3 protein-coding genes are annotated in these 3324 nt (G+C 46.8%); all 3 read left to right on the top strand.

The genetic code is table 11. The annotated features are described in order from the left end of the window. A partial coding sequence (gene trsS, locus AC29Z1_RS15455; RefSeq protein ID WP_488272347.1) for a radical SAM (seleno)protein TrsS occupies positions 1-1284 on the top strand: 1284 nt, incomplete at its 5' end. Then, entirely contained in the window at positions 1281-2633 is a 1353-nt protein-coding gene (locus AC29Z1_RS15450) for a DVU_1553 family AMP-dependent CoA ligase (protein ID WP_488272346.1), read from the top strand. The genes trsS and AC29Z1_RS15450, both read left to right, overlap by 4 nt. Continuing rightward, positions 2623-3234, top strand: coding sequence for an alpha-ribazole phosphatase (gene cobC, locus AC29Z1_RS15445; protein ID WP_488272345.1), 612 nt, complete (start codon positions 2623-2625; stop codon positions 3232-3234). The genes AC29Z1_RS15450 and cobC overlap by 11 nt, the downstream gene beginning before the upstream one ends. The last annotated feature ends 90 nt before the right edge of the window (positions 3235-3324 follow it).

Genomic DNA, 3324 nt, shown 5'->3' with positions numbered 1-3324 from the left:
CAGGTGTGGCTAGAGAAATGCTGTCCGGTGCATGGTGAATATCAGGTTTGCGTATGGGAAGGGGAACCCGATTATCAAGAATGGTCTACTATTCCGGTAACTCCTTCGCCACCAGTGAATACAACCATGTCAGTTAACGGGTGCCCCTTTGACTGCGGTTTATGTACGGAGCATCGTCAGCAGACTTGTTGCGTACTGCTGGAAGTGACAAATCAATGTAACCTGAATTGTCCGGTATGTTTTGCTGCAGCTATACCAACGAAAAAAAAACAGCCAGAGCTTGCAGAGATTGCGGAATGGTATCAATTGCTCATGGATAGCGGCGGTCCGTTTAACATTCAGTTATCTGGTGGCGAGCCTACTGTGCGTGATGATTTACCTGAGATTATTGCATTGGGTAAAAAATTAGGCTTGGTTTTTTTTCAGATTAATACCAATGGCTTACGGCTGGCAACGGATGAACAATATGTTTGCCAATTGAAAGCGGCAGGCCTGAACTGTGTTTTTTTGCAATTTGATGGAATGAGTGACAGTGTTTATATTACATTGCGGGGAAGACCGCTATTGGACATCAAGAAACGAGCGATTGAGGTTTGTGCCGCACATGAGCTTGGGGTTGTACTTGTTCCAACGTTAGTGCCAGGGGTAAATGATAGTCAGATTGGCGATATCATAAAATTTGCCATAAGCAAAATGCCGGTTATTCGCGGCGTGCATTTTCAACCGATAAGCTATTTTGGTAGGTACCCGCAAGAACCAAAAGAGATGGATCGGATGACGCTTCCCCAAGTGATGCGCGAGATTGAGAGACAGACAGATGGACAAATGAAAACAATTTATTTTCGGCCGCCAGGTGGGGAGCATGCTCATTGTTCTTTTCATGGAAATTTTGTTCTCATGCCTGATGGGCAGCTAAAGCCTCTAATACAAGAAGCAGCAAGCAGCTGCTGTTGTCAGGCTAAACCCATAACCGAAGGGGCGAAACGGGCCCGGCAGTTTGTTGCTAGACAATGGTCAGCTCCTAAAAAAGCAGTAGCTTACCGTAAAGACCAGGTCACTCCGGGTGTTGGCAATGTGGCCAGTTTGGATGAGTTTTTGGAACGAGTGAATACCTATACGCTGGCTGTGTCAGGGATGGCGTTTCAGGATGCCTGGACATTAGATTTAGAGCGGTTAAAACAGTGCTTTATTCATGTGGTTGGGCCTGATAAGCGGCTGATTCCCTTTTGTGCCTATAATCTCACAAATCGGCATGGGCGGGCTTTGTATCGGAGGAATGTATGAATGCTAGATTGCCGATAACCCCATTAGATGCCTGGATCGCGAAAGCTACAGGGGCTATAGGCGGACAAGCGGCTAGAGAGCAGCTTGAGGCTTACCAGCTAGAGCGGTTACAGACAACCGTAGCACGGGTCCGGAGTTTGAGCCCTTTTTATCGCCGACATTTTGCAGCAATGGGGGATCATTGCCTTACACGGCTGCAAGACCTTGCAGACTATCCTTTGACTACGCCGGATGATGTGATGGAACACGGCAGTGAGATGGTATGCGGCTCCCAGGGAAGCATCAGTCGGGTAGTAACTTTGGCTACTTCCGGTACTACTGGCAAGCCGAAACGGATTTATTTCACAAGTTTTGACCAGCAGCTTACCATTGATTTTTTTCGGTATGGAATGTCTACATTAGTGGGACCAGAGGACAAGACGCTGATTTTGCTGCCAGGTCAACGTCCTGGAAGTGTAGGTGAACTGCTATGTAAAGGATTGTATGCTTTAGGTGCACAGTCTGTTGTCTATGGTTTTGTGGAAGATCCGGCAGATGCTGTTCGAGCAATGTGCCAGGAGCGGGCTGTTTGTCTTGTTGGTGTCCCTGTACAAGTTTTGGCCATGGCTCGTTACTGGCAACAATGGAACCATAGTCGATGGGCGCCAAGGTGTGTTCTCTTAAGTACCGACTATGTGCCTGCTGCCATTGTGCGTGAGCTTAAGCGAATCTGGAATTGTGAAGTATATGAACATTATGGCATGACGGAAATGGGACTAGGCGGTGGCCTGGAATGTGCCGCCCACCATGGCTATCATTTACGGGAAAATGATCTGTATTTTGAAATTATTGATCCGGCTTCAGCCCGTCCGTGTGCTGACGGTGAATATGGTGAAGTAGTCTTTACTACTCTGACGCGGCAGGGAATGCCGCTTGTTCGCTACCGGACAGGTGATATTTCGAGATTCATTACTGAACCATGTCCTTGCGGCAGTATACTACGGCGTTTAGAACGGGTCTGCAGCAGAAAGGATGGACGGGTATTTTTCGGGCAAGATAAGTCCATTACCATGGCTGAGCTGGATGAAGTTCTGTTTGCATTGCCAGAAGTGATTAATTTCACTGCTAGCGTTACCACTGACAATTTATTCAGGATAAAGATTGTTGCCGAGGTGCTGCCTGGGGTTAAGCTCTTGGATACATCCGAAATATTACGTGCGGTCCGGCAACTACCGGTAATCCGAATGTTACAGCAGGAGAGCAAGCTGGTGCTAGAAGCCGAGATGGTATGTCAACTTTCGCTAGCTTCTGGTAAAAGAAGTATCCAGGTAGTTGACCAGACCGGGAAGGAGACGCTAAGTGCCGGATAACCAGGAAAGACATATTTACTTGCTGCGCCACGGGAAAATCGCTTTACCAAAAAATGAACAGGTATATATAGGGCATATTGATATTCCGCTCTCCGACGAAGGTATATATCAGGCTCGTAGCCTACAGGAAAAATTTTCTGGCATGGAAATTGCCGCCGTGTTTTCAAGTGATTTGACGCGTTCTGTCCAGACAGCTAACCTTATAGCTGAGAAGCTGGATGCAGCAGTGCAAAGCCGGGTCGACTTACGGGAGATTAGCATGGGAGAATGGGAGGGTAAAAGCTTTCGGGAAATTGCCCGAACCTATCCGGAAGAATATGCTAAACGGGGAAACGATATAGCCAATTACCGCATTCCTGGTGCCGAGAGTTTTGCTGAATGCAAAACCAGGATTGTTGCTGCTTTCAACGATATAATGAATACTACAGTAGGTGATCTGATTATTGTTGGGCATGCCGGAACCAATCGACTGCTATTAAGCCATATTCTCGGTATGCCGCTAGAAAATATATTTCGCATTTCTCAAGGTTACGGCTGTGTTAATATTTTGGTTGGCGGCAATGGACAATACCGTGTCAAGAGGCTAAATGGTTCAATATAATTTTAATAATAAAAGGACGGCGTAACCGTCCTTTTATTGGTTCTTTGTCAAATGTTGGGGTAAAGCATAAAGTGTAGTGGAGCAGGGGAT

This window comes from Sporomusa sp., from assembly GCF_057736855.1.
This window is presented reverse-complemented; position numbering and strand designations above follow the sequence as displayed.

Excerpts from the sequence above, each read along its gene's own strand:
- AC29Z1_RS15450 (WP_488272346.1), top strand. The coding sequence starts at position 1,281 with ATGAATGCTAGATTGCCGATAACCCCATTAGATGCCTGGATCGCGAAA.